This window comes from Actinoplanes sp. NPDC051861 (assembly GCF_040681145.1).
Taxonomy (GTDB): Bacteria; Actinomycetota; Actinomycetes; order Mycobacteriales; family Micromonosporaceae; genus Actinoplanes.
This window is the reverse complement of record NZ_JBFAYE010000001.1, coordinates 772,545-799,480: the sequence shown is the minus strand read 5'-3', so window position 1 is coordinate 799,480 and position 26,936 is coordinate 772,545. Positions and strand designations below refer to the sequence as shown.

Annotated in this window: 16 protein-coding genes; 6 read left to right on the top strand and 10 right to left on the bottom strand. The window is 70.2% G+C overall.

From position 1 onward, the window contains the following. Positions 1-59: 59 nt before the first annotated feature. The 4 genes from AB0M02_RS03950 to AB0M02_RS03935 all read right to left on the bottom strand — a co-directional run bounded on the left by AB0M02_RS03950 (position 60) and on the right by AB0M02_RS03935 (position 9,396). The gene (locus AB0M02_RS03950; protein WP_364221000.1) at positions 60-1,025 is read right to left on the bottom strand and encodes a hypothetical protein; all 966 of its coding nucleotides are present in this window, start codon (positions 1,023-1,025) and stop codon (positions 60-62) included. A 152-nt stretch (positions 1,026-1,177) separates the two neighbouring features. Beyond that, positions 1,178-6,823, bottom strand: coding sequence for a peroxidase family protein (locus AB0M02_RS03945; protein WP_364220997.1), 5,646 nt, complete (start codon positions 6,821-6,823; stop codon positions 1,178-1,180). Positions 6,824-6,973: 150 nt separating this feature from the next. Continuing rightward, the gene (locus AB0M02_RS03940) at positions 6,974-7,726 is read right to left on the bottom strand and encodes a hypothetical protein (protein WP_364220994.1); all 753 of its coding nucleotides are present in this window, start codon (positions 7,724-7,726) and stop codon (positions 6,974-6,976) included. Continuing rightward, positions 7,726-9,396 carry a multicopper oxidase domain-containing protein gene (locus AB0M02_RS03935; RefSeq protein ID WP_364220991.1) on the bottom strand — a complete coding sequence of 557 codons (1,671 nt, stop codon included), beginning with the start codon at positions 9,394-9,396 and terminating at the stop codon, positions 7,726-7,728. Before AB0M02_RS03935 ends, AB0M02_RS03940 begins: the two co-directional genes overlap by 1 nt. A 145-nt stretch (positions 9,397-9,541) precedes the next feature. On the opposite strand from AB0M02_RS03935, the gene AB0M02_RS03930 reads away from it, so the two are divergent. Beyond that, positions 9,542-11,257 carry a BTAD domain-containing putative transcriptional regulator gene (locus AB0M02_RS03930; protein WP_364220988.1) on the top strand — a complete coding sequence of 572 codons (1,716 nt, stop codon included), beginning with the start codon at positions 9,542-9,544 and terminating at the stop codon, positions 11,255-11,257. Between the two features lie 33 nt (positions 11,258-11,290). Here AB0M02_RS03930 and AB0M02_RS03925 read toward each other — a convergent pair whose 3' ends face one another. The 4 genes from AB0M02_RS03925 to AB0M02_RS03910 form a co-directional block, all read right to left on the bottom strand. After that, positions 11,291-13,423 (bottom strand): hypothetical protein, encoded by a 2,133-nt coding sequence (locus AB0M02_RS03925; RefSeq protein WP_364220986.1) that lies wholly within the window; start codon positions 13,421-13,423, stop codon positions 11,291-11,293. Positions 13,424-13,569: 146 nt separating this feature from the next. After that, a complete protein-coding gene (locus AB0M02_RS03920; RefSeq protein ID WP_364220983.1) occupies positions 13,570-14,421 on the bottom strand; it encodes a carbohydrate ABC transporter permease in 852 nt (283 codons plus the stop codon). Then, positions 14,418-15,401, bottom strand: a complete 984-nt coding sequence (locus tag AB0M02_RS03915; protein WP_364220981.1) for a sugar ABC transporter permease — start codon at positions 15,399-15,401, stop codon at positions 14,418-14,420. The genes AB0M02_RS03920 and AB0M02_RS03915 overlap by 4 nt, the downstream gene beginning before the upstream one ends. A gap of 59 nt (positions 15,402-15,460) precedes the next feature. Continuing rightward, positions 15,461-16,747, bottom strand: a complete 1,287-nt coding sequence (locus tag AB0M02_RS03910) for an extracellular solute-binding protein (RefSeq protein ID WP_364220978.1) — start codon at positions 16,745-16,747, stop codon at positions 15,461-15,463. A gap of 285 nt (positions 16,748-17,032) precedes the next feature. On the opposite strand from AB0M02_RS03910, the gene AB0M02_RS03905 reads away from it, so the two are divergent. After that, a complete protein-coding gene (locus tag AB0M02_RS03905; protein WP_364220975.1) occupies positions 17,033-18,046 on the top strand; it encodes a LacI family DNA-binding transcriptional regulator in 1,014 nt (337 codons plus the stop codon). Here the strand turns inward: AB0M02_RS03905 and AB0M02_RS03900 are convergent. After that, on the bottom strand, positions 18,043-20,667 hold the full coding sequence (locus AB0M02_RS03900; protein WP_364220972.1) for an EAL domain-containing protein: 2,625 nt from the start codon (positions 20,665-20,667) through the stop codon (positions 18,043-18,045). The two genes, AB0M02_RS03905 and AB0M02_RS03900, sit on opposite strands and share 4 nt — an antisense overlap. A gap of 205 nt (positions 20,668-20,872) precedes the next feature. On the opposite strand from AB0M02_RS03900, the gene AB0M02_RS03895 reads away from it, so the two are divergent. The 3 genes from AB0M02_RS03895 to AB0M02_RS03885 all read left to right on the top strand — a co-directional run bounded on the left by AB0M02_RS03895 (position 20,873) and on the right by AB0M02_RS03885 (position 24,157). Next, entirely contained in the window at positions 20,873-21,256 is a 384-nt protein-coding gene (locus AB0M02_RS03895) for a PH domain-containing protein (RefSeq protein WP_364220969.1), read from the top strand. A gap of 130 nt (positions 21,257-21,386) precedes the next feature. Further along, entirely contained in the window at positions 21,387-22,499 is a 1,113-nt protein-coding gene (locus AB0M02_RS03890; RefSeq protein ID WP_364222535.1) for a PQQ-dependent sugar dehydrogenase, read from the top strand. Positions 22,500-22,549: 50 nt separating this feature from the next. Then, positions 22,550-24,157 (top strand): metallophosphoesterase, encoded by a 1,608-nt coding sequence (locus AB0M02_RS03885; RefSeq protein ID WP_364220966.1) that lies wholly within the window; start codon positions 22,550-22,552, stop codon positions 24,155-24,157. Between the two features lie 75 nt (positions 24,158-24,232). Here the strand turns inward: AB0M02_RS03885 and AB0M02_RS03880 are convergent, their stop codons facing one another. Beyond that, positions 24,233-25,492 carry a pectate lyase gene (locus tag AB0M02_RS03880; RefSeq protein ID WP_364220963.1) on the bottom strand — a complete coding sequence of 420 codons (1,260 nt, stop codon included), beginning with the start codon at positions 25,490-25,492 and terminating at the stop codon, positions 24,233-24,235. A gap of 271 nt (positions 25,493-25,763) precedes the next feature. Between AB0M02_RS03880 and AB0M02_RS03875 the strand changes: the two genes are divergently transcribed. Continuing rightward, positions 25,764-26,873 carry a hypothetical protein gene (locus AB0M02_RS03875; protein WP_364220960.1) on the top strand — a complete coding sequence of 370 codons (1,110 nt, stop codon included), beginning with the start codon at positions 25,764-25,766 and terminating at the stop codon, positions 26,871-26,873. Positions 26,874-26,936 lie beyond the last annotated feature (63 nt).

Below are 26,936 nucleotides of genomic sequence, written 5' to 3'. Positions count from 1 at the left end.
CGCCCCGTTTGTGTGGGGAGTTGCGCCTGTGGGGGCGCCCCAATTCCACACGGGTTGGGTTATTTGAGGACGGGGAGGGGTTGGCCGGGGGCTTTGTGTCCGAGGTATTCGATGATGCGGCGGCAGTCGAGGTTGGGTGAGTTGTAGGCGTTGCCCTTGAGAGCCTCCAGCAGCGGGTGGTCGCCGGCCAGTTGGTCGTCCTCGTTGTGGCAGGTCAGGCGGGTGTCGACGGCGGACTGCGGGATGCGCATGATGTAGCGGGTGTCGGCGTGCAGGACGGTCAGCCACTCGTCGGTCTCGGCGATCGGGTAGCCGACGAAGCGGCTCTCCGGGACGACGCGGAGCTGGTTGCGGTCGACGGTCATCTGTTGTGTGTACGAGACGGCCGGCGTGCTCAGCAGGAACGCCTGCGCGGAGACCCAGGGCGCGTCCAGGCTGTGCAGGAACTGGAAGGCGAGCGCGGCGGCGCCCAGGTAGACGACCGAGAGCCCCTGCCAGCCGGCGAGCGTCTTGCGCCTGCGGATGTGCTGCTCGTCGGCGGAGTGTTCCCACCGCCTGCGGAAATGACGGATGACGGCCTCGGCACCGAGGGCCAGCGCGACCACGGCCAGGCCGCGGAGCAGATATTTGTACGGCGAGGCGAGCGCCGTCACGACGGCGACGATCGCGACCAGGGGCCAGAGCGCGGGCTGGATGCGGTTGCGGTACCGCACGGCGAACCAGACCGTGCCGAGCGCGACGGCCGGGAGCACGTAGTAGGCGTAGATGGTCACCGTGCCGAGGGCGACCTGAACCGGAGTGGCGGCCAGCAGCGCGGTCGTGGTGGTCAGCGAGTAGTGGCCGACGCCGTAGATCTTGATGAGGAACAGCAGGATGAGCAGCGCGGAGCCCACCGTCACCAGTTCGCGGGTGGTGACCCGGCCGGCTTCCCACGGGCGGGGCGCGTCGGCGGGCGGTTCCGGAGGGTGCGGCGATTCGGACGATTCGGGCGAGGGAGGCGTCTCGGCGAGCGGGTGGTTCCTCATGCGGGGACGGGGACGCTTCCTCGGTTGCACCATCGTCGGCCAGCCCTTCCTGAGCCAGATGTCCGCAGGCTCTCAGGGTAGGCACAGACCACAACGAGAACAGCGCGGCCGCCCTCCACATCGGAGGACGGCCGCGCCGTTGTCCCAGCGGGTCAGCGGACGCTGATGGTGACCCCGCTTCCCGTGCCCGATCCGGCCACGTTCACCGCCTGGACGGTGATCCGGTACCGGGTGCCGGCACTCACCCCGCGCGGAGCGGTGAGGGTCGCCGAGCGGGCCGAGGCCGGCAGGGTGACCACCACGGGAGCGCCCTGGTTCGCGCCCTTCGCGGTCAGTCGCTGGTAGGTGACGCGGTACCCGCTGACCACCGAACCACCGGTGGACGACGGCGCCGTCCAGCGTGCGGTCGCGGTGAGCGCGCCGCCGGACTTGCCGGATTGCGCGGTCAGCGAGCGGACCTTGCCGGGCACGGTACGAGGCGTGACCGCTCCGCTGGTGCCGGACCAGGCACCCGCGCCGACGGCGTTGACCGCGCGGACCCGGAAGCGGTACGCGGTGCCGTTCGTCAGCCCGGTGACGGTGCCGACCGCGGCGCCGGCCGTGGCCGTCCGGAGGGCCCCGATCGGCCGGTTCCGGGCGTCGAGCACCTGGATCTCGTAGCGCCGGATCGGCGATCCGCCGTTGTCGGCCGGCGCGGTCCAGCGGACCACGGCGAGGCCGTTCCCGGCCGCCGGGACACCGATCCGGGCAGCACCGGGTGCGGTGCGAGTGCCGTCCGACGGCGTTGGCGTCGGCGTGCCGCCGCCACCCGGGTGGGTCGGCGTCGTCGTCGGGTTACCGGTCGGGTTGGTGGTCGGGTTGGTGGTCGGGTTGGTCGTCGGGTTGGTCGTCGGTCCGGTTGTCCCACCGGGACCGGAGGTGCCGGGACCAGCCGGGCCACCAGGACCCGTCGTGCCGCCAGGGCCGGAAGTGCTGCCAGGGCCGGAAGTGCCGCCTGGGCCGGAGGTGCTGCCGGGGACCGTCGGAGAGGTGGAGACGGTCGGGGATGCGGAGACCGTCGGGGTGACGGTCGGCGACGCCGTGGGTGACGGGCCGCCGGTCACCGAGCCGCCAGGGATCACGGTGTTGGAGATGCCCGAGTACTCGCTGGCGCCGGCGGCGTTGACCGCGCGGATCCAGAAGGCGTAGGGCAGACCGTTCGCCAGGCCGGTCATGGTCATGTCGGTGGCGCCGGGTTCGGCCACGTCCACGCCCACCACGATGCCGGTCTCGGGGTCGAGCGCCTGCACCTCGTAGCCGTAGATCGCACTGCCACCGTCGTAGCCCGGAGCCGTCCACCGCACGATCACACTCTCGTCACCACTCGTGGCCGTCCCGATCACCGGGGCATCCGGCGCGACCGGCGTCACCGGCCGCGGAGGAGCAGTGGTCGGAGGAGTGGTCGCAGGCGGAGTGGTGGTCGGAGGAGTCGTGACCGGAGGAGTCGTGGTCGGAGGAGTCGTGACCGGAGGAGTCGTGACCGGAGGAGTGGTGGTCGGAGGAGTCGTAGCGGGAGGAGTCGTGACCGGCGGAGTGGTTGGAGGAGTGGCGGGAGGAGTGGTTGGAGGAGTGGTGACCGGCGGCGCGGTCGGCTGCGGATCGGTGTCGCCGCCGTCCTCGCCCTCGCCCGGCTCCTCCGGCTCCTGCTCGCCACCCGGCACCACCGCAACCGGCGTAACCGGCCCGAACGGCGCCGAGAACACGCCCGGACCCGCCGCCGTGTTGGCGCGTACCCGGAACGAGTAGTTCGTCCCGTTGACCAGGCCCGTGACGATCAGGCTGCGAGCACTCGCGCCCAGCTCCGTCGCCACCGTCGTGCCGTCCGAGCCGGTCCGCTCGAGGGTGAAGCCGGTGATCGGGTCGCCACCGGTCGCGTCCGGGACGGTCAGCAGCACGGTCGCCTGGGCGTCGCCGGCGAACGCCGTCACGCCGAGGAAAGCCTGCAGTCCGCTGATGTCCTCGGTCTGGTCGTCGAACGTCAGCAGCTCCACGTTGCGGACGATGTCGTTGCCGTCGGGACCCGAGACGAGCACGCCACCGGTGATCGGTGTGACGGCGTAGTCGCTGCGGAGCCCACTGAAGACAGCCGTGTCCGTTCCGCCGGAAACTGTGCTGATCTCCCGTACGGTAAAAATGTCCTTGGGGTTGATCTTGCCCGCGAAAACGTCCGCGCGCAGCTCAGCCATGCTCTGCGCCGAGCGGATCTCCTGACCCGAGGCGTCGCGGACCGAGAGCCGGACCGCCAGATAGCGATCGCCGTCGATGATGTCGTTGCCGCCGCGGCCCTGGATGACGTCGCTGCCGCCGCCGCCGAGAAGGATGTTGCCCTCGCCCCAGACGTTGCCGGTGAGGTCGCACGGACGCCCGGTCTGGTTCGCCACCGCACTGGCCGGCGTGGGCAGCTCGGTGACCACCCGGTCGAGTCCCCGGATCCGGGCGATGCCCGCGGCGTCCAGCGCGTCGCAGCCGACGAACCCGCCGTCACCACCGGTGGACGGGGTCAAATCGTCACCGTAGAGCTTGTCGTCGCCCGCACCGCCGGACAGGCCCTCGACCTCGTTGTACCGGTCGCGGACACCCACCTGGAGGCCGTCGAGCGGGAGAAGCGGCAGGTCCAGGTCCGCGTCTACGGAATTCTCGGCGCCCGCGATCGACCAGTCGTAACCCGAGCCGCCGGCGTTCTTCTCGATGCCGGGGCCCTGGACGCCGATGTCGTCGCCGCCCTCCATGTCGTAGTCGTCGTCGCCGCCCTGGCCGATCAGCACGTCATGGCCGGGCTTGTTGGAGTCGTCGAGGAAGAAGAGGTTGCCGCTGTCGCCCTGGAGCAGGTCCGGCGAGTCGCCGCCCTCCATCCAGTCGTCGCCCGAGTCACCCCAGGCCGCGTCCTCACCGTCGCCGGCGAAGATCTTGTCGTCACCCTCGCCGCCGAAGGTGTCGTTGGCGTTCGCACCGCCGCTGGTGAAGTCGTCGCCGTCACCGCCGAGGACGATGTCCAGGCCGGGACCGCCGTCGAGCGCGTCGGAGCCGGGACCGCCCTTGACGAAGTCAGCGCCACCGGAGTCCGTGAGGATGTCGTCGCCCTCGCCGCCGATCGTCACGTCGTCGCCGGCACCGCCCTCCAGGACGTCGTCACCCTCGGCGCCCCAGACGGTGTCGTTGTCGTTGCCCGCCACGACCAGGTCGCGGCCCTCGGTACCGGCGAAGACCGACTGCGCGTTCATGCCCGGCTGGTCGACGCTGTTGCGGGCCCGGTACGCGATGGTCCCGTCCGGCCGGCGCAGCAGCAGCAACGTCTCGTCGCACTCGGTGGCCGGGTCGTCGGCGACCCGGTTGCCGTAGCGCTCGTAGCCGGCCTCGGTGCCGTCCAGCGCGGCCAGATCGAACTTGCAGTCGCTGGTGGCGAACGTGTCGGCACGCAGGTTGCCGACGCTCGTGTTGCGCCCGATCAGCTCGGCGAAGGAGTTGCCCTCCAGCTGGCTGCGCAGGTTCATGCCGGTGGTACGCGCCAGGTAGTAGAACCGGTCGCCGTTCTGCAGGCTGGTCAGCTGGCTCTCGAAGACGTAGTCGAACGTGGTGCCGAGCAGACCGCCGAACGGCTCGGTGGTCTCGGCCAGGCCGCCGATCCAGAGGTCGATGCTGTCCAGGCCGGAGTTGGCCGTGGCCCACGAACCGCTCGCGTTGAGGAAGTCGGCAGCCGCCGGGGACTCCAGCAGCGCCTCGGCCGCGGCCCGCTTCCCGGCGACCGTGGACGCCGCGGTGATCGTCGGGTGCTTGCCGTACGCGGCCACGAAGTTCACCAGCGAGTCCGGGTGCTTGAGGTGCTCGCCGAAGTCGATCCAGCTGACGTACGGCTTGAGCCGCCCGTCACCGGTCCTCTCGTACACCGACCGGCGGAACTCGTTGAGCGTCGGCACGCCCTCCGACCGTCCCCGGGCGATGTTCACGGCGGCGAGGTCCATCGGCAGGCCCAGCAGGTTGTTCCGCAGGGTGTCCGTCATGAACTCGTCGATCTCGTTGCCGGTCTGCTCGGTCATGCCCCGCACGATGTTGCCGGCGGCCTCCTCGGGCGAGAGGGTGCCGTTGTTCGTGAAGGCCGGCGGGTTGAGGAAGCCGTCCAGCAGCGGCAGCGACTGATCGGTGCCGTCGGCGGCGGTACGCGAGATCGACTCGGTGAGCATCGAGTGCCCGAACCGGTAGACCGCGTGCGCGAACTCGGCGTAGACGGCCGGGTTCAGCTCGGTCTGGGTGAACGCGAACGGCTGGAACGGGTTGATCGCCGGGCTGATCTTACGAGCGAACTCCTCGAAGACCAGGTGCTGGTACTCCATCTCGTTGATGAACTTGGCGGCCTGGAACAGCCGGCCACCGGTCCACTCCGGGTCGCCGTCGGCGACCCGCTGGATGTCCGAGACGAGCCGGTTGTGCTCGGAGTGGAAGACGTGGTGCACAGCGGTCAGGCCGATGTTCTCGTTGGCCCGGCCGTCACCGGCGATGTAGTGCGCGGCCAGCATCTCGTCGTCGTACGTGCCGGCCGGCTGCGCCGCGAAGTCGGCCGACGCGGTGGTGTCGGCGTCCTTGAGCAGCGGGGCGCCCCGCGAGCTGAGCGGGTTGGCGTGGTGCGCGATGTCGGTGAGGAACGGGGTGTCGAAGTGCACCACGTTCGCCGGGACTCGCACCGGGTTCGCCAGATCGCCCTCGACGAGGCCGGTCGCCGTGACGTACTGCGGCAGGCCGCGAACCGGTCCGGGCACGAAGTTCCCGTACGCGTCCGCCAGCACCATCGGCACGTCGAGCGCGTCGGAGTCGCTGAGCTCCAGACCGAGCACCTCTCGTGCCTGCCGCTTCACGTCGGCCCAGGTCGGCAGCCCGCCGGAGGGAGCCTCGAGCATCCGGCCGGTGTCGTGCGCCTGCGCGTCGTACTCGCGGAGGAACACCTGGTGGGCGGCGTGCGAGGTGTACGTCTGCGAGTTGTCGACGTACGGCGTGTCGGTGTTCTTCGCCTCCCGCTTCCCGTCGGCCGTCATCGCCGCCCGGGTGAGCGCCATGAACCGCATCGACGGCGGCACGTACTTCGCGTCGCCCGGCTTCGGGTCGTCGGCGTTGCCCGGGATCCGGTCCGCTCCGGCGACGAGCGGGTCGTCGGCCCGCAGCGGCACGACCACCATGCTGGTGCCCTTGACCGTCTGGTCGATGCCGTGGTCGAAGAACTGCCCGAAGAGCGTGAACCACGAGTTGTACGGCGCGGACAGGCCGAAGTCGGTGGTGACGTTCGGGATGAACAGCGTGGCGCCCTCGGTGCGGCTGCCGGCCGCCGCCACCGCCGCCGGGTTGGCCGCGGTCTGGTCGGCGATCAGGTTGCTGATCAGCCGGGGCTCGTCGTCGCTGACCATCGGCGCGGTTGTGTCGTACTTGGGGGCGAGCTGGGCCGGTGCGAGGCGCGGGAAGAGCTGGTCGGCCGCGCCGTACGTCTCCTCGCCCGGGGTGAGGTGGTTGCAGGTGCCGTCGACCGTGCGCAGGCCCATCGAGAGCAGAGGGCTGGCGAGCTGGTTCGGCCCGGTGCCGAGTAGCGCGCCGCAGGGGCCGGTCTCGCTGGTCGTCGCGGCGGCGTGCGCCTCAGCGACCTTGATCTGCTTGAGGATGTAGGCCAGGTCGGCCTTCGTGATGGTGAAACCCTGGCCGATGGGAGCGGCCTGGGCGGGTGCCGGCACGGCGAGAACCGTGGTGGCGAGCAGCGCGGTGACTAGCCAGGGTCTGCGCAAGGGGACCTCACCAACGAGACGGGATTGCCCGGTTAGGGCAGGTATTCCGTACATATTGGGATCTGCTGGTTTGGTCCGGCTGAGTCGTTCCTGGGGAAAAGCAGAGGCCCGGCTGGGGGTCTCCCCAGCCGGGCCTCACTTTTTCGGAAGTCAGTGTCCGTGCGGCTTCTCGGTCAGATCGGGTACGCCGTTGGAAAGGTCCACGCCGGGCCCCGGTTGACTCGCCTCCACCAGCACACGGTCGGCGGAGATCCCGGCGGCGCGACCGAGTGACGCCCGCACCGCCTCGATCTGGCGGTCGCTGAGCACCGCACCGAGGTAGTGGATCGTCAGGCCGGCCGGCTGGAGCGTGGTCTCGTACCGGTTCAGCGAGTCGGCGAGCACACCCTCGGCCTCCGCGTGCTCGGCGACGGCCGAGGGAGTGACGCCGGGCGCGGGCAGCACGCAGAACGTCAGATCGTGCATCAGCACCGGCTCCACCACGTAGAACCCGACGCTGTCCGGCCGGAAATCGCGCATGAACGCCTCGCCGTGGCGCGCCGAGACGCCCTCCGGCAGGACCAGCGTCAGCTCCGGCACCAGGTACTCCAGCATCGCGCCGCTGAACACCGCGAACGTCGCGTCGCTCAGCTCGCCGACGTTCTCCCGCTCCGCGGCGGCCCGCAGGTCACGGGCGATGGCCGCCCGGTCGGCGCCGGCCGCCGGGTGGATCGCGATCGCGGTGCGCTTGCGGACCATCGGCCCGTCGTACGTGGTGGTGGCCAGTTCGTCACCGGCGTCACCGTGGGTCGTCACGGCGACCGGCACCGGCTCGGGCGAGTCGAGCCAGCCGCCGAGGCGGGCCACGACACCGGCCACGAGCAGCAGCAGTGCCAGCGAGAGCAGCGCGGGGCGGCTCTTCATCAGGTGCCCAGCGGGCGGCTCGCGCCGTACACGACCGGCTGTTCGGGCTCGGTGTCCGGGTACGCCGGGTCCGCGTGGATCGGGTCGTTGTTGTCCAGGCCGCCGACCGCGAACTGGATCATCATGTCGTTGTCCTCGTGCACCAGGTTGTGGCAGTGCAGCATGTACCGGCCGCCGTCGTTGCCGTCGCCGGTGTTGAACTGCATGAGCACCGTGGCGGTCTCGTTCTCGCCCAGGTAGAAGACGTCCTTCGGGCCGTTCTCCCAGGCGTACGGCTTGTTTCCGGAGGTGTTGTTGCGGGACAGCAGCAGGCCGTCGATCAGGTGGATGTGCACCGGGTGGAACCAGCCGCCCGACTCGTTGACCAGGTCCCACATCTCGACCTCGTACGGCTGCGGGTTGCCGAGAACCCGCTTGAACTCGCTGCGCTCGACGTCGTCCCACGTCTCGCCGTTGACCGTCCAGAGACCGTGTTTGCGCTCCACGCGTACCGTCCGGCGGGCCTTGGCCATCTCCGGCTTGAGCTTCATGACGTCGATGGCGCCACGGTTCGCCCACGGAACCGGGCCGGCGTCCAGCGTGGTGGGGATCTGGTACGGGTCGGGCGCACCCGAGTCCGCGACGACCTCGAACTGCATCACCTTGCCGGTGTTGTTGAAGTCCTCGTTGTTCTTGTTGCTGAGGTTCCGCAGCTCGATCTTCTGGCCGACCCGGTACTTCCGGAAGTCGATCAGCACCTCGTACCGCTCGGCCGGCGCCTGCCGGAACGTCGTCACCGCGTTCACCTTCGGTGTCATGCCGCCGTCGGTGCCGACCACGTAGAACGGCTCACCGGTGCTGAGCTGCCACCGGTACGAGCGGGAGATCGAGGAGACCAGCATCCGGAACCGGTAGACCCGTGGCTTGACCCGCATCTTCGGCCACGGCACGCCGTTCACCAGGATCACGTCGCCCATGAAGCCCTCGTGCGAGTCGTCGTCGAAGTCGACCGAGCCGTCGGACTTGAACGCCATGTCGTTCACGACGATCGGGACGTCGTACTCGTCCTGCGGCAGCTGGGCCCGCTCGTACTCGTCGGTCAGGTGATACATGCCGGCCAGGCCGACGTAGGCGTTCTCCGCCGTGGTCCGGTGGTTGTGGTCGTGGTACCAGAGCGTGCGGGCCGGCTGCCAGTTCGGGTACTTGTAGGTCTTGCACTGGCCCGGCGCGGTGTGGTCGTTCGCGTACCCGTCGTACTGCGGCAGCGACGCCGAGCCGTGCAGGTGCGTGACGGTCGAGAAGGGGTTGCCGCTGACCCGGTTGACGGTCAGCGCGTTCGCGATCCGCACCTCGCTGCGGGTGCCCCGCGGCACGCGGATGGTCGGGCCCGGGAAGATCCCGTTGTACCCGGCGATCGTGGTGGTCAGGCCGGGCAGGATGCTCGCCCGGCCCTCCTTCTGGGTGAGCCGGTACTTCTGAAAGGGCCCGTAGTCGTCGACACCCTCGGCGACCGGAGTCAGCACCGGCGGGCGGCGGAACATGTTCGTGTACGGCGTCGGCGTGTTCTTCGTGCTCAGCTTGCTCGACTTGGCGACGACGGCGCCGCCGGCGGCCGCCACGATGAGACCGCCACCACCGAGCGCCATGGCGCCCTTGAGCAGGTCTCGCCGGCTCAGACTCCCGCGTGACATCGAACTCCCTAGTTTCCGAACGTCAGACCGAGCGCCGAAGTTAGGGACCCGCCCTGAGGGCGGCCGTTGGAAAAGCTGAAAAAACGGCTCAACTCACCCGCTCGCGACGCCGAACAAACCCGGGACGAAGTCACGAGGAGGCCAGATGCGAGTCAGCGTGCTCGGGCAGCTGACCGTCACCGACACGGACGGCAGTCCCCTGCCCGCCGGTGAGCTGCCCCGGCGGGCCCGGCAGGTGCTGGCGGTGCTCGCCGCCAAACACGACCGGATCCAGTCGAAGGACTCGCTGGCCGACGCGGTGTGGGGCAACGACCTGCCGGGCAACCACGTGGCCGCGCTCGAGCACTACGTCTCGGTGATCCGGCGGCGGCTCCAGCCCCAGGGCTCCGCGGCGACCTGGTTCATCGTCACCCGCAGCGGCGGCTACCTCTTCGACACCAGTCGCGCCGGACTGGACCTGGCCGACCTGCGCCGCCTGGTCCGCAGCCTGGACTCGTACGGCCCGGACGGACCCGAGCAGCTGGCCGCGCACGAGAGCATCCTCGCCCTGGCCCGGCAGCTGCCCTTTCCCGAGGACCCGTACGCCGAATGGGCCGAGCCGGTCCGCTCCGAGGTGCAGGAGGCGGCGGTGAACGCGCTGCTCCAGCACTCCGCCGCGGTGCTGCCCACCGACGCCGCCCGCGCGCTGCGCCTGGCACAGGAGGTGATCGAGCTCAACCCGTTCCTGGAGTCCGGTTACCGGGCCGCGATGGCCTCGGCGATCTGCCTGGACCGGCAGGACGACGCGCTGCGCATCTTCGAGCGCTGCCGCCAGCTGCTGGACGAGGAGCTCGGCGTGGCGCCGTCGGCCGAGCTGGTCCGGTTGCAGCGCAGCGTCCTCTCCACCCGAGGCGACTCGCCTCCCCCACCCGCTCGCGTGATCAACAAGCCGGCGCCCGCGCCGGAGCCGCCTCGGGAACGGTTCCTCGGCCGCCTCACCGAGCTGCGCGTGTTCGTCGAACCGGACACACCGCCGGTCGTGCACATCGTCGGGCCCGCCGGTTCCGGCAAGTCCGCCTTCCTGGCCGAGCTGGAACGGCACGGGCCGGGACAGGTCGGCATCGGGCACGGCGCCTCCTCGGTCGGCGTGCTGCGGCACGCCTGGCTGGGCACCGCGCTCGCCGGGCTCGGCGCTCCGCCGCAGGTGCTCGCCGTGGTCGACTCCGCCGGCTCGGTGGAGCCGCTGCGCCGCTCCGAGCTGGAGCTGATCAGCACCGCGCTGGACGGGCCCGAACCGGTCGTCCTGGCCGTCGACGACGCGGCCGACCTGGACGCGGCGAGCGTGGCCGAGCTGTCCTGGCTGAGCCGGCACTGCCCGATGCTGCGGATCGTGCTGACCTACTGCTACCCGTCCGAGATCGCCGACAGGCCGCTGTCCGGCCTGGGCACCCCGGTAGTGCTGCGCCTGGAACCGCTGCGCGCCGAGGAGCTGGAGCCGCTCGCCGACAGCACGGTGCTGGAGCGCACCGGCGGGATCCCGGCGCTGGTCGCGGTGGCACACCGGCCGGACCAGGTGACACACGCGGTGGCCATGCAGATCGCCCGCCAGCGCACCCGGTGGATGCCGGAGCCGGCCTGGGAGATCCTCCGGCTCTGCGCGGTGCTCGGTGAGCTCGGCATGGCGGAGCTGAGCAGGCTCACCGGTTACTCCGTGCCGGAGCTGCTCGGCTGCGTCGACCGCCTCGTGCACGCGCACCTGCTGACCGAGACCGCGGACGGCCGGGTCGGGCACCGCAGCACCCTGATCTGCGCGGCGGTGGCCGGTCAGGTGTCCGCCGCGTCCGCGCTCTACCTGCGCAAACAGCTGGCAGCGGCCTCCTAGGGGAGACCGCTGCCAGGGGAAACTGCCGGTGGATCAGTTGGTGACGTTCACCGCGAAGCCGAGCGTCTGCGCCCCGGTCGAGGTGACCAGGCTGATGGTGCGCACGGTGCCCGGGTTCGGGCCGGTGACCCGGATGCTGAACGCTCCGGCGGCGTCCACGGTCACCGGAGTGCCGATCACCCGGCCGGTGAGCGTGCTGCCCAGCACCGCGGTGACCCGCTGTCCGGCCAGCAGGCTGCTGGTGCCGGAGATGCGCCACTCGTTGTTGCCGGTGCGGTAGCGGACGGCCAGACCGGTCAGGGTCTCGGCCTGCGGGCGGACGGTCACCCGGGCGGTGCCGGCGCCGGCCGCGTTACGCACCTCGAGCTCCAGGACGACCGGGTTGTTGTCGAAGACGTACGCCGGGTTCGGGCCGGGCGAGGCCGGGAGCGCCTGGTTCGGGTAGACGAACGACGGCTTGCCGGTGGTCGCGCCGGCCAGGGTGACGGCCGGGCCGGAGATCTGGCGCCACGCGTACGACTCGGCGCCGGTGGACGCGGTGCCGTCCAGGGTGACGGTGCGCCCGCGGACCACGGTCTGGTCCGGGCCCGCGTTGGCCAGCGCCGGAGCTGCGCCGCCCACCGTGACGGTGACCGTGGCGGGCTCGCCGGCACCACCCGGGCCGCTCACCGTCAGCCGGAACGTGTAGTCGCCGGGCTGGGTGGGCACGAACGTCGCGGTCGGGGTGGACGCGCCGGTGAGCGCCACCGACGGGCCGCTGGTCTGTGTCCACGACCAGGTGTCGATCACGCCGGTCGAGCCGGTGCCGACGAGGCGCACGGTCTGGCCGGCCACCGCGTTGCGGTCCGCGACCGCGGCGGCGACCGGGACGGCCGGGCCGAAGACGGGACCGGTGCCGGTGATCGGCGCGGTCATCGAGCCGCCGGCCGAGGAGGTCACGGTGACGGTGTGCGGCGGCGCGTCGACACCGGTGAACGGCGCGCCGGTGAGCGGGCCGAAGCCGGTGACGGTCAGGACCGGCGGGGTGTGGTCGCTGTCGCTGGAGACGGCCGAGACCGCGAGCGTACGGGCCTGCGAGTCGTAGAGGGCCGACGTGACGCGCACGACGTCGATGACCTTCTCGGTCTTCTTGGCGACCGGCCGGTCACCGGAGTTGACCACCTCGATCGCGGCGCCGGACGGCAGCGGGCCGGTCAGCGGGAGACGGGCGTAGTAGCTGCCGTTGCTGCCGCGCATCCGGGTGGTACGGAACCCGAGCTGAGCGTTTCCGGTCACCTCGATGGACTGGCCGGGCTCGCTGGTGGCGTACACCTCGATCACGCCGGACCCGTCCGAGCCGCTGGTGGTGTAGGTGGCCTGCTGGACGTCGACGCCGGAGTTGGTGGCGTACCGGCCCTGCACGCTGAACAGGTCGGTGAAACCGAGCTGGGCGGTCACCGCGCCGGTCGCCGGGTCGAGCTGCTCGACCCGGACGAAGTTGGTGTTGTACGGGCTGCCGACCACCCGGTGATCGGTACCCGGGTCACCGGTGTATCCGGCCGGAGCAGCCGGGGCCACGGCCGGGTCCCACTTCAGGAACGGGCCGACGCGGCTCGTCATGGCCTGCCCGAACGCGCCCGGCGTGGTGCCGATGTCCTCGGTCATCCGGACCCGGCCACGGTCGTCGGCGACCACGTCGTCGATGCCGTACGGGTGGGTGACCAGGAAACGGTCGCCGGGGTTCGCGTCGAGCCGGATCCGGATCCGGCCGAAGACCATCTGGTCGCCCGGACGGACCTCCTCGGCGGCCCAGGCGCCCTCCAGGTCCATGCCGACCGACACGTCGGCACCGTTGGTGAGCGTCAGTTCCGCGCCGGCGAGCTGGTAGAAGAACTCACCCGGGAAGTTGTCCGGGTACGAGACCGGCGCGTCCGGGTCCGGAACCTCGTCCGGCAGCGTGGCGCAGAGCGGGTCGTCGAGCGTGGTGCAGGCCTCCAGCCGCAGCCCGTTGCTGTCCCGGTACCAGGCCGGGAAGCCGTGCTCGGCGATCGGCCCGACCTGGGTCAGCGAACCGGTCCGGCCCGTCGGCGGCGTCACCACGACCGCGGCGGCGGTGCTCGCCAGCGGCGCGACCACCGTCACGATCACCCCCGCGGTGACCGCCCAGCGGCTCAGCGTCTTCTTCATCGAACTCCTCAGACGTCGGCGGAGGTCGCCGCCGGTGACCGGAGACGACTCGACCGGTCACCCTGGTGGGATGACCGGTCGTCCGGCTCACGTCCGGCTTAAGCCGCCGTCCGAACGAGCTGAGTAATCGCTGAAAATACGGTCCGCTACTTGATCGCGCCTTCCATGATCCCTCGCACGATCTGCCGCCCGCCGAGGAGCAGAAGCAGCAGCAGGGGCACCGTGGCCACGAACGCGCCGGCCAGCACCCGCCGGTAGATGACGAAGTTTCCGCTGGCCAGGTCGGAGAGGGCCACCATCGAGGTGGGGAACTCCGTACCGCCGAGGGTGATCAGCGGCCACTGGAACTCGTTCCAGGTGGCCACGAACGTGAGCAGGCCGAGCACCGCGAGCGCGGGCCGGATGGCCGGCAGCACGATGCTCCAGTAGATGCGCAGCGTCGACGCGCCGTCCATCCGTGAGGCCTCGACGAGCTCACCGGGCACCGCGTGATCGATGAACTGCCGCATGTAGAAGACGCCGAACGCGCTGACCAGGCCGGGTGCGATGACCGCGAGCAGGGTGCCGTTCCACTGCAGCTCACCCATCAGGATGTAGAGCGCGACCACACCGAGCTGGTTCGGCACGGTCAGGGTCAGGATCACCACGAACATCAGCGGGTTGCGGCCCTTGAACCGCAGCTTCGCGAAGGCGAACCCGGCCAGCGAGCAGAAGAACAGCGTCGAGGCGGTGACGACCGCCGCGACGATGACGCTGTTGATCAGCGAGGCGGCGAAATAGACGTTCTGCAGGGTGAAGACTTCCCGCAGGTTGACCAGGAACTGGTCGGCCGGGATCAGCACCGGCGGGTACTTGCCCAGCGCCTCGTCCGTGCTGGTGGCGATGACGAACATCCAGTACAGCGGGAACGCCGAGAGCAGCAGCACCGCGGCCAGGCCGAGGTACGTCTTCCAGCCGCCGCGGGTGTCCTGGGGCGCGCCCGTGGTCAGCGTGCTCACTTGCCACCTCCGAGGCGCCGGGTGAGCAGCGCGTTGATCGCCGCCACCACCAGGATGATCAGGAACAGCGCCCACGACATGGCGGCCGCGTATCCCAGGTTGAGATCACGCCAGCCGACGCGATAGATGAGCTGCGCGATGGTCTGCCACTGATGGTCGGAGCCGCCGCTGGCCAGCGCCGGGTTCTCGTCGAAGAGCATCGGCTCGTTGAACAGCTGCAGGCCGCCGATGGTGGAGAGCACCACGGTGAAGATGACCACCGGCTGGATCATCGGGACGGTGATCTGCCACAGCTGCCGCTGCGGACCGGCGCCGTCCACCGCCGCCGCCTCGTAGACGTCACGCGGGATCGCCTGCATGGCGGACAGGTAGAGCAGCGCGTTGTAGCCGATCCACTTCCAGTTGACCATCGTGGCGATCGCGATCCACGAGCTCCACTTCTCGGCCCGCCAGTTCAGCGGCTCCTCCTCGCCGAAGCCGACGAGGGAGAGGAACCAGTTGGCCATGCCGCTGTCGGTCTGGAAGAACATCGCGAACAGCAGCGTGGAGGCGGCCACCGGGGTGACGTACGGCAGCAGCACCGCGACCCGCCAGAACACAGTGGCACGCAGCTTGTGGTTGAGCAGGTTGGCGAGGATCAGCGCCAACAGCAGCTGCGGGACGGTCGACAGGATGAAGATGCCGAACGTGTTGAGCAGCGCGTTCCAGAAGTCACCGTCGGAGAAGAGCCGGGTGAAGTTCTCGGCGCCGGCCCAGCCGGTCTTGTCGGGTTCGTCGATCCGCCAGTGCCGCAGCGACACCACGGCGTTGAAGATCAGCGGGAACAGCCCGAAGATCGCGAACAGCACGAAGAACGGCGCGATCAGGAAGTACGGCATGGTTCTGGTGTCGAAGCGGTACCACCACTGCTTCGCCTTGCCGCCCGACGCCGAGTGCCGCGGAGCGGCGGGTGGCGACGGGCGGACCTGGGTGAGGGACACGAGGCACTCCTAGGGCGAAGGCGGGGCGACTCGCGTCGCCCCGCCGTTCAAGCAGAGGGTCAGGAATTGGCGGCCTTCTCGGCTGCCGCGACGGCCTTCGGCCACGCCTCGGTGGTCTTCACCTTGCCCTGCTGCACCTGGGTGATGACGGCCTCGACACCCTCACGGGTCTTGCCGTTCTTCTTGCCCAGGTACTGCGGCTGCAGGCTCTCCGCGGTCTTGGCGAAGATCTGGCCGGTCGGCGCGTTGCTCATGAACTCGTGCTTGAAGTCCAGCACCGCCTGGTCCTTGTAGAGCGCCGGCTGCGAGGGCAGGTTGCCGACGGTCTTGAAGACCTCGATCTGCTGCTCGGGCTGGGTCGCGAAGTCGATGAACTTCGCGGCGGCCTCGGCGTTCTTGGTCTGCGCCGGGATGCTCCACCACGAGCCGCCCCAGTTGCCGCCGCCGCCCGGGATCGCGGCGATGTCCCACTTGCCCTTGGTGCTGGGGGCGGTCTGCTGGATGTGGCCGAGCATCCACGCCGGGCAGGCGAGCACGGCGAACTTGTTACCGGTGAAGCCCTGGTTCCAGCCCGGCTGGAAGCTGACCAGGTTGGCGGAGATGCCGGCGTCGATCGCCTTCATGCTGACGTCGAACGCGACCTTCGGCCCGCCCTCCATCTGCAGCTGCTCCTGCTCGCTGTAGAAGCCGACCGGCTGCTGGCCGAGCACCGGGTTGAACAGGTTGGTGCCGGAGTCGATGAACTTCTTCTTGGTCGCGGCGGTGTAGGTCTTCCCGGTCTCGATGAACTTGTCCCAGGTCGGCCACAGGGCGGAGACCGCCTCGCGGTCGGTGGGCAGGCCGGCCTCCTTGAAGAGGTCGGTGCGGTAGCACATGGCCAGGCCGCCGACGTCGGTGCCGAGGCCGATCTGCTTGCCGTCGGAAGACATCGAGGCCTTCCACTTCCACGGCAGGTAACGCGACTCGGCGCTGCCCAGGCCCTGGTCGAGCAGGTTGACGAACTTGTCGGACTGGTTCTTGAACTGCACCATGAAGCCCTCGTCGATCGCGACGACGTCCGGGGCGCCGGAGCCGGCGACCAGCTTCTTCTGCAGGTCCTCGTGGTGCACGTTGTACTCGGCCGAGTTCAACGTGATCTTGATGTTCGGATTGGCCTTCTCGAAGCGCTCCTTGAGCATCTCCTGGCCCATGTCACCGAAGAAGTTGACCTTCAGGGTGATCTGCTCCGCGCCACCCTCGCTGGTGTCGTTGCCCGCGAGCTTCTCGCCACTGCAGCTCGCGAGCAGCAGCGTCGCGGCAACGCCGGCGACGGCCGTGCGCAGGGCACGACGTCCGAACCGTTCCATAGTTTCCTCCAGTGCGGAGAGGTAAGTCACTGAACCGGGTAAGTTTCAGCGACGCTATGTGGGGCTTCGGTGTCTGTCAATAGCGAGTTACAGCTATGTTTTCCGCGGAGCCATGAGTACGCATATGCGGGATGAAACGGACATGGGCGCGCTCCCACACTTTACATGCATCGATGTGTGCCGTAACACTTAACCGCTCAAGCGGCCTCCACGCACCGAGGGAGGGCGCTGATCGCTGTTCAGCGCCGGTTAAGCTCGGCAGCAGTGGGGACCAGAGGAGACTGAGTGAAGCGGCCCACGATCGCCGACATCGCCCGGCGAGCGGGTGTGTCCAAGGGCGCCGTGTCGTACGCACTGAACGGCCAACCCGGCGTCTCCGAAGCGACCCGCAAACGCATCCTCGCGATCGCTCAGGAGATCGGGTTCAACGCCAACAGCGCCGCACGGGCGCTCTCCGGCGCCCGCGCCCGCGCCGTCGGGCTGACCCTGTGCCGCCCCGCCCGGATCCTCGGCATCGAGCCCTGGTTCATGGGCCTGATCAGCGGTTTCGAGGCCGAGCTCGGCGCACAGTCGTACGCGTTGACCCTCCAGGTGGTGGCCACTCCCGAGCAGGAGATCGAGGTCTACCGCCGCTGGTGGGGCGAGCGCCGCATCGACGGCGTGATCGTCACCGACATCCGCGAGGGCGACGTCCGCATCCCGGTGCTCCAGCAGCTCCAGCTGCCGGCCGTGGTGATCGGCGGTCCCGGCGACACCGGCTCCATCGCCCAGATCTGGTCCGACGACGCCGGCGCGATCACTGAGGCGGTGCGCTACCTCGTGGCGCTCGGCCACACCCGCATCGCCCGGGTCAGCGGTGTGCCCGACCTGCTGCACACTCAGGTCCGCACGAAGGCGTTCAACGAGATCTGCGCGTCGCTCGGGCTCGACAACGTGATCACCGTGCCCGCCGACTACACCGGCGAGGAGGGCAGCCGGGCCACCCGGCGGCTCCTGATCGGCGGCGACCGGCCGAGCGCGATCATCTACGACAACGATGTGATGGCGGTGGCCGGACTGGCCGTCGCGCAGGAGATGGGCCTGGCCGTGCCGGGCGATCTGTCCATCGTGGCCTGGGACGACTCGCCACTGTGCAGCCTCGTGCACCCGCCGCTCACCGCGTTGAGCCGCGACATCTCGGCCTATGGCGCACAGGCTGCCCGGGAGCTGCTCAACGCGATCGACGGCAAGCGGGTCGGCAACGTCGAGGCCGGCCGCGTCCACCTCACCCCCCGTGGGAGTACCGCACCACCTCGCTAAGCGCGGTGGCTCTCCAGGTACGCCTCCATGCGCTCGGCCGGCGCCGGGAAGCCCAGCGCGTGCCCCTGGCCGTACCGGCATCCCGCAGCGGTGGCCCGCTCCATCTGCTCGGGCGTCTCCAGGCCCTTGGCGACGATCTCCATGCCGAGCCGGCGACCGAGACTGACCACCACGTCGAGGATCGCCGGGCCGCCGCCGACGGTCGCCTCGGACGGATTGCTCACCAGTGAGGCGCTCAGCTTGAGCATGTCGACCGGCAGCCGCCGCAGGTGCGACAGCGAGGTCTGGCCCGAGCCGAAGTCGTCAAGGGCGGCGCGGACGCCCAGCTTGCGCAGCCCGATCAGCGCGGCCACGATGGCCGGCACGTCCTCGGCGATCCAGGTCTCGGCGACCTCGACGATCAGGCGTTCGGGGGCGAGCCGGTGCCGCCTCAGGGTCTCCGCGACCCGCTCCGGGAACCGGGCGGTGAGCAGTTCCCGCGGTCCCACGTTCACGGACAGCCAGAAGTCGGCCTCCGAGGACCACGTGGTCAGCTGCCGGCACGCCTCGTCGAGCACCCACTCGTCCAGCTCGGCGGTGATGCCCAGCGACGAGGCGATCGGCAGGATCTCCTCCGGCAGGATCGTGCCCAGGTCGGGGTGCCGCCAGCGCAGGAGCGCCTCGACACCGGCCGGACGGCCGTCGCGCAACCCGGACACCGGCTGGAAGACCAGGTCCAGTTCGCCGCGACCGGCCGCGCCGAGCAGCTGTTTCTCCAGCTCCATCCGGCGGTGCAGCTGGATCTCGACGTCCGGGTCGTACCACTCCACCCGGTCCTTGCCGAGCTGACGGGCCCGCTGCCGGGCCAGATCCGCGTGGCGCAGCACCTCGTCGGAGTCGGCGCCGCCGGACAGCTCGGCCAGGCCGACGCTGGTGTGCAGCTCGACCGTGGCGCCGGGCAGCGGATAGGCCTCGCCGAGGGCGGTCACGATCCGGGTGGCCAGGGCGTACGCCGGAACCGCCGACTCCGAGGTGAGCACCGCGAACTCGTCACCGCCCAGCCGGGCCGGCACGTCCTCGGCGCCGAGCAGGCCGCGGATGCGCCGCCCGACCTCGACCAGCACCGCGTCGCCGATCTCCCGTCCGCGGCTGTCGTTGATCTCGGCCAGCCCGTGCAGGTCGATCACCAGCAGGGTGCCGCGCTGCGGCGCCCGGCGCCGGGCGGCGAGCAGGTCACGCATCAGCGCCGGGCGGTTCGCCAGGCCGGTGAGCTGGTCCAGGTGCGACAGGCGGTGCAGGGTGCGCTCCAGGTGCACGCGCTCACCGACGTCGCGGACGTGCACCACGAGCGCGGCCACCTCGGGCACCGACCGCTGGTCGGAGATCGTCGACTCGGTGTCGCGCCAGAGCCGGGCGCCGTCCCGCAGGCGCGCGCTGACCAGCACCGGAGGGCCGCCCTCGTGCTCACCGGCGAGCACCGACTCGATCACCGCCTGGGCGTCCGCCGCGTCGTCCGGGTGGATCAGCTCGCGGAACTCCCGGCCGATCACCGCCTCGTCGCGCAGCCCGAACAGCCGTGCCGCGGCCGGCGACTGCCACCGGATGGTGAGCCGCTCGTCGAGCACGAGGGTCAGGTCGGTGGCGCCGGCCACCAGCGAGCGGAAGTGTGCCTCGGCGACGCGCAGGCGACCGGCGTACCGGCGGATGTCGCGGACCACGAGCAGCTCCCGCATCACCAGGACGCTGACCATCACCAGACCGAAAACGATCGCCTTGGTGCTGAAGTCCCGGACGGTGACGACGTGCCAGAGCGCGGCGATCACGCCGACGGCGGCGGGGACCGCCAGGAGCGGATAACTGGCCAGGTACTGATCCGGGTGGCGCGGTTCCAGCGGCGGGGACGGCAGGTCACGCCGGGTGCCGCCGGCCGCGGAAGCGGCGAGTCCGGCCACGATCGGAAGACCCACCAAGGGTACGGCGGGACCGCTCACGCCGAAGGCGACGAGTTCGGTCAGCGTACCCAGGGAGAGCAGAACCACGACGGCGCCGGCGCCGCACCACACAGCCGGTCGTGGTCGTGGCCGGGCTCGCAGCACGATCACCGTGACGATGGCGACGCCGCCGGCCGCGACCAGCATGGCCGGCACCGCGGCGGGCCGGGTGGCCGCACCCGGCACCAGATACAGCGCGAAGCCGAGGCTCACCCCCAGGCCGACGCCGTCGAACGCCCGCCGGAGCCGGATCGGCCAGTTGCGGGCCGCACCGGGCAGCAGCGACGTGCCCACCACGTAACAGGTGGCGGCCACCGTGAGGCCGCTGGTCAGCCATCCGACCTGTCCGTCCGGCGCCCACCAGGGCACCAGGCCGGTCGCGGCGGTGGCCAGCGTGCCGCAGCCGACGAAACCGGCGCCGCGACAGGCGGCGAACGCGCGCTCGGCGTGGTGGATCTCCAGCGCGGCGCGGATCAGGAGGGTTCCGGCCCACAGGCCGCAGACACCGACCGCAACAGCCAGAGCCGCGGGGCCGGGCAGCAGGCCGGCGGCGCCCGCGATCAGGACCAGAGCGGACAGCACCGGGACAGCGATCATGGCCGCCCGGCCAGTGCTGGTGGGCGGGGCCGGCTCGGGGGGCGGCACAGCCACGATGTGTCCTCTGCGGTTTTCCCGGGGCGCGGGGTTACCCGGGCATGCACCCGGTCAACGACTGTCCCCAAGATCGGGTTACGGTACGGCGCGTTGCCTTCCCACGGAGGAAATCGTGGTTCATCCAGTGACGATGGTCAAATCGAAGGGCTACCCGCCGGTACCCGTCGAACCCTCACCGCCCCGGCAGTGGGAGGATGGTGACGTGAGCAGTCGTCCCGTCCTTCGCGTCCGCAAATCCGGCGCTGTCCTGGTCGCGGCGTTGATAGCCCTGGTCAGCGCGGTGCCGCTGGCCGGCGCGACCTGGGCGCTGGCCCCGATCCTGCTGATCCCGCTCGCCGTCCTGGTGTGGGCGTGGCGGGCCGGCACCGACGTCTACGCCGACGAGCTGCGGGTGCGCGCCCTGATCGGCGGCAGCCGCGTGCCGTGGAGCCGGATCGTCGAGCTCGCACCGGACCAGCGCGGCCGGGTCTCCGCCCTGCTCGACAACGGCAACGTCATCCGGCTGACCGGCGTCGACCGGAAGAATCTTCCACTCGTGCTGGCGGCGAGCGGTCACCCCCTCGGCGCTCCGGCCACCGCCGAGTAACAACCGTCCCCGGAGACTCTCAGCCGGCGCGGCTACGCTGGTCCGCAGAGCCTGAGGGGGTGGTTTGGTCGTGGGTTTCCGCCGGGGCCGCGCCGCGGTCGCGACGGTCGGTGCCGTGCTGGCGCTGACCATGGTCCTGACTTCGGGGTGCAGTTTCGGGCCGCCCGGCCCGGACCAGGCCGGTTCCCCGCCCAATCTGCCCCGCCCGTCGGCCGCGCCGACCTCCGGTGAGGATTCCGACGACCGCGAGATCGCGGTCACCGTGCTGGCCAAGAGCCTCGAGGTGCCGTGGGGCGTCGCATTCCTGCCGGACGGCGCGGGCGTGGTCACCGAGCGGGACACCGGGCGCATCCTCAAGGTCGGGCCGGAGTCCGGCGCCGACGGTCTCAAGGTCAGCGAGCTGCAGCGGCTCGACGAGGTGAAGGCCTCCGGCGACGGCGGGCTGCTCGGCATCGCGGTCTCCCCGAAATACGCGACCGACAAGACGCTCTATGTCTACTACTCCACCGTGCGCGACAACCGGGTCGGCAAGCTGGTGATTGGCGGCAAGCTCCAGCCGATCCTCACCGGCATCCCCCGCTCGCCGAATCAGAACGGCGGTGCGCTCGCCTTCGGGCCGGACGGCTTCCTCTACGTGGGCACCGGCGACAGCACGACCGGCGGCACGCAGGCGTCCGATCCGAAAAGCCTGGGCGGCAAGATCCTGCGGATCACCACGGCCGGCAAGCCCGCATCCGGCAACCCGGTCAAGAACTCACCGGTCTGGTCGTCCGGGCACCGCAACGTGCAGGGCCTGGCCTGGGACAAAACCAAGAAGATGTACGCGACGGAGAACGGCCAACCACGCTTCGGCGAGCTGAACGTGATCGCCAAGGGCCGCAACTACGGCTGGCCCCGTGCCGACGGCGCGAGCACCGACAAGAAGTACACGAACCCGCTCGCCTCCTGGCCGACCGACCAGTCGTCCTGCGGCGGCGTGGGCGTGCTGGAGAGCCTCGTCGCCACCGCCTGCCTGCTCGGCAAGCGGATCTACCTGCTGAACGTCACCGGCAACGGCACGGTGCTCGGCAACCCGCAGGAGCTGCTCACCGACGAGTTCGGCCGGCTGCGCGCCATGGTCGCCGCACCGGACGGCTCGTTCTGGGTCAGCACCTCCAACCAGGAGGACGCCGGTGAGCCGAACCCCGAGGACGACCGCATCATCAGACTGGTCTTCTCGGACGGCGGCGCCGGCCGAAGCTGAGCTGATCCGATGACTGTTTCGCGCCCGGCCCGGCCGGGCAGGTGAGCCTGATGAAGCCGCGTGATCTTCTCACCCGAGCCGGCCGGCTCCGTGGCGCCGCCGGCCCGGTCCGGCACGGCGCGGGCCGGGTGCTCCGGCACCGCTGGACCCGGCGAGTCGGGGTCGGGGTAAAGGTCGGGCTGGTCAGCGTCGTCGGGGCGATGCTCGGCGTGATGCTGTTCGCGCAGGCCGCCATCAACGTCGGGCCCTTCGGCGCCGAGATGTCCATCAGGCCGTCGCTCACCGGCGGCACCGAGGTCGACATCCCGCCGCTGGGCTCCCTGCACCTGGACAGCCATCGCGGGCCGCTGCATCTCAAGGTCGCTCTCGGCTCGCTCGACCAGAGTCGCACGGAAGCCCTGATCGACAACCCGTCCGCGATCACCTCGGCCGGTGACCGAGCGGTCGACGAGGTCGTCGACGGCGTGTCCCGCCTCGGCCTGCGTACCCTCGGCATCGCCGTGCTCAGCGCGCTGATCTGCGCCGCCCTGATCTTCCGCGACGTACGCCGGACGGCCGCGGCCGGCGTCACCGCGCTGGTGGTCACCGCCGGCAGCTTCGGTGTCGCGGCCGGCACCCTGCGCCCCGACGCGATCAGCGAGCCACGCTACGAGGGCCTGCTGGTCAACGCGCCCGCGGTGGTCGGTGACGCCCGGCGCATCGCCGACAACTACGGCCGCTACGCCGAACAGCTCCAGGCCATCCTCGGCAACGTCAGCCGGGTCTACTCGACGATCTCGTCGCTGCCGGTCTACGAGCCGGCCGGCAACACCACCCGCCTGCTGCACGTCTCCGACCTGCACCTCAACCCGGCGTCGTGGGGCCTGATCCGGACCGTCGTGGAGACCTTCGAGATCGACGCGGTGATCGACACCGGCGACATCGTCGACTGGGGCAGCAGCGCCGAGGTGGGCTACGTCGCGTCGATCCCGTCGATCCAGGTGCCCTACATCTGGGTGCGGGGCAACCACGACTCGACGAGCATCCAGGCCGCTGTCGGTGCCCAGCGCAACGCCGTCGTGCTGGACAACGCGCTGACAACCGTGGACGGCCTGACCATCGCCGGCATCGGTGACCCGCAGTTCACCCCGGACAAGAGCGAGACGAACGAGGCCGGCGACGACGCCGCCCCGGAGCTGCTGACCCGCGCCGGCGAGCGGCTGGCCACCACGATCCGCGACTCCGGCAAGAAGGTGGATATCGCCCTGGTGCACGACCCGGCCATGGCACAGCCACTCTCCGGCGTGGTGCCGCTGGTGCTGGCCGGTCACCGCCACCAGCGCGAGGTGAGCGTGCTACCCGCCCCGGAGACACCGGAACCGGACCCGTCAGCGTCCGCGACTCCGGCGCCACTCCAGTCCACTCCCGCACCACCGCTGATGACCACGCGACTCATGATCGAGGGGTCGACCGGCGGGGCGGGCCTGCGCGGACTGGAGCCGGAGGAGCCGACGCCGCTGAGCCTGTCGGTGCTCTACTTCGACGAGAACAACGAACTCAAGGCATACGACGACATCCAACTCGGCGGCACCGGCCAGTCCAACGTGGAGATGCAGCGCAACGTCGTCGGCCTCGGCGAGGAGACCACCCCCACGCCAACACCCTCCCTCAGCCGCTGACCGCGGTGGACGCGTGGGTGGGCTGGTGCGGCCTGGACGGACCGCACCAGCCCAGTTCCCTCCCTGGATAAAGATCTAGGAGTACGTGATGTCCGAGGACGAGTACTTGCAGTAGGTGCCGTCCGCACCCGAGCCGGTCTTGGTCGGCTCGTTGCCGCTGCTGTTGCCGGTGTAGCGGTCGCAGATCGAGATCTTCCGGGAGCTGTCGCCCACGATGGTGATCCCGCTGAACGTCGCGGTGTCGCCGTAGTTGGTGTTGATGCCGGCGATCGAGGTGCCGGGGGCGGTGGCGCGGATGTTCTGGATGATCACCGTGCGCTTGTACTGCGTGGAGCAGTTGCCGCACGAGCGGTAGAGCTTGCCGAAGTTCGAGACCTGGAAGTTTTTGATCGTCAGCGTGCCGCCGCCGTTGTGCTGGAACACCTTGTCGGAGGCCGACTGGGCGCCGCCGCCGTCGACGGTGGCGACCGTCGAGCTGCCGCCGCGGAACGTCGCGGCGTCCTCGCCCACGTCCAGCCACCACACGTTGCGCAGCGTGCAGTTGCCGTCGCAGTGGACGCCGTCACCGGCCGGAGCGCCGATGATCACATTCGACAGGGTGGCGCCGTTGGCGAGCTTGAACATCGGGTCCTGGCTCTCGCTCTGGCCGCCGTCGCCGATGCCGTAGTACCGCTTGTTGCCACCGTCGAGCCCGCTGGACGAGACGCTGATGGTGGCGTTCACCTTCACGCTGCCGGTCTCCGAGGGCCAGGGCGTCGTCGGGCCGGTGCCGCCGCCACCGCCGCTGCTGCCCATCTTGATGAGCTGCCACTGCTGGTTGGCGAAGTTCTGGTCGGCGTACTGCACGACGTTGCCACCGTCGGCCGTCGACCACTCGAAGACCTCGAGCGCCTTGCCGCTGTTCCGGTTGATCAGCTGGATATTGCTGCCGATGTCCTGGATCTTCCACTGCTGGCTGGTGGCGTTCCGGTCACCGTTGGACTGGATGACCTGCGCGCCGTCGGCCGTCGACGCGCCCTGCACGTTGAGGACCTTGCCGCTGTGCTTGGCCTGGAGGCGGTAGTTGCCGCTGCCCATGTCCAGGAACTTGAACTGCTGCCAGTCGCCGTTGTTCTGCGTCCACTGGTTGATGACGGCGCCGTCGGCGGTGGAGAGGTTCCAGACGTCCAGCACCTTGCCGCTGTGCTGGTTCTTCAACACGTAGTACGCGTTCAGGTCGATGGTCGCCGCGCTCGCCTGCTGTGCCGTGACCAGACCGACGGCACCCAGTCCGGCGGTGGTCAGCACCGTGATCGCGGCGGCTGCCCAGCTTCGCCGCTTTCGTGGTTCTCGCATGGGGTTCCTTCTCTCCGAACGAACAGATGTCCATCGATGTTGTCGTTCACAAATGTGACCGTCAACCCGTTCGGTATTTGCATTTTGTTGCAGCTTTTTGCTGCAACAACGTTCCTGAAAGCTCCCTGTTAACGAAAACGGGGCAAATTGTGGGAACGCTCCCATGGAGCCATTAGGTGACATCCCCGGAGGCGTCCGCGCCGCTTACCCGGCAGGGTCAAGACATCGATCGAGAGGAGTGGCCGAAGTGGTCAGACGGGGAAGACGACTGATGGCGATCCTGACCGCGGGACTCACCGCCACGGCGGCGCTGAGCGTCCCGGCGGTGGCGAACGCGGCGCCGGACACGATTCCGGACCTTGTGGTGCCCGCGCCGACCGGGCCGCACCGGGTGGGTGTCACCGAACTGCACCTGATCGACCGGAAACGAGCCGACCTCTGGGTGCCGGAGCGACGGCGCGAGCTGATGGTCTCGGTGTGGTACCCGGCGGGCGGCGGCCAAGGCGGGGAGGACCCCTACGTCAGCGCCGAGGAGTCACGCCTGATCCTCGAACGAAGCAGGATCGAGGGCGTTCCCACCGACCTGCTCAGCAGGGTCCGCACCAACGCGCGAACCGGTGTCCCGGCACTGAAGCGGCCGCACGGCTGGCCGGTCGTCCTGCTGTCGCCGGGGTTCTCCTACCCGCGCAGTTCGCTGACCGCGCTCGGCGAGGACCTGGCCAGCCGGGGTTACGTGGTGGCCGGCGTGGACCACACGTATGAGGCGGCGGCGGTCACCTTCCCGGACGGCCGGATCGCGGAGTGCACGGTCTGCGACCTGCTGGACCAGGATCTCGTGCAGGGTTCCCAGGTCACCGCCGGGCGGGCCGCCGACCTCTCGTTCGTGCTTGACGAGCTGAGCCGGCGCGGTGTGCGGGGCGCCCGGGTCGACGCCGGCCGGGTCGCGGTCGCCGGTCACTCCATCGGCGGTGCGGCCGCCGCCGCGGCGATGCAGCGGGACCGCCGGTTCGACGCGGGCATCAACCTGGACGGTACGTTCCACCCGGCGGTGACCGGCCTGTCCCGGCCGTTCCTGATGGTCGGCAACGGTAACGACCACGGCGCGCCGGGCACCGACGACAGTTGGGACACCACCTGGCAGAACCTCACCGGTTGGCGGCGCTGGGTCACGGTCAGCGGGACCGAGCACGCCTCGTTCTGCGACTACGCGGTCTTCGGCCAGCAAGCCGGGATCCCGGTCCAGCCCCTGCCCGGCGATCGCGTCGTGGAGATCACCCGGGCGTACGTGGCAGCCTTCGCCGACCTCCACCTCCGGCACGAGCGAACCCGCCTGTTCGACGGCCCGTCACCGCACTATCCCGAGATCACCTTCCACCCCTAACCCCTCCCGCGTGTGGAGTTCGGGTGCCAGGAGAGGCGCAACTCCACACACGGTCCCGAAGCC